Below are 587 nucleotides of genomic sequence, written 5' to 3'. Positions count from 1 at the left end.
CGAGCTGATCGGTCGCGCCTACGGTGGCATCCCGAGCGGACTGCCTGACTTCAACTGGCTCACGATCGACCTCGACTTGATCGCGACGCTGCTCCCATCGGCGTTCGCCATCGCCTTCCTCGGGGCGCTCGAGTCACTGTTGTCAGGTGCTGTCGCGGACGGCATGGCCGGCACGAAGATGAACCCAGACAAGGAACTGTTCGGGCAAGGGCTCGCCAACGTCGTCGTCCCGTTCTTCGGCGGCATCCCGGCGACGGGTGCGATCGCCCGGACGGCGACGAACATCCAAGCCGGAGCCGTCAGCCGCCGCTCCGGTGTCATCCACGGGTTGACGGTGCTCCTCGCCGTGCTCGTGTTGGCACCACTCGCGAGCTATGTCCCGCTCGCCGCACTCGCGCCGATCTTGATGCGCGTCGCTTGGAACATGTCGGAGCGGCACCACGTCTTCGAGATGCTGCGTCATCGGTCGGCCGAATCACTCGTGCTGCTCGTCACGCTCGGGCTGACCGTCTTCGTCGACCTCGTCGTCGCCGTCGAGGTCGGGGTCATCTGTGCGCTCGCCTTGTTCGCGAAACGGATGGCCGACA

General features: G+C 65.9%; 1 protein-coding gene. It reads left to right on the top strand.

What is annotated here, in order from left to right; all coding sequences use genetic code 11:
- Positions 1–587: SulP family inorganic anion transporter (locus EVJ21_RS15215; protein ID WP_255570033.1), on the top strand; the 587-nt coding region annotated here is incomplete at both ends.

Origin of the sequence: Exiguobacterium sp. SH0S2 (assembly GCF_004337185.1) — a bacterium.
GTDB classification, from domain to species: domain Bacteria; phylum Bacillota; class Bacilli; order Exiguobacteriales; family Exiguobacteriaceae; genus Exiguobacterium; species Exiguobacterium aurantiacum_A.
The sequence above is the reverse complement of the archived record's forward strand: the minus strand, read 5'-3'. Positions and strand labels throughout refer to the sequence as shown.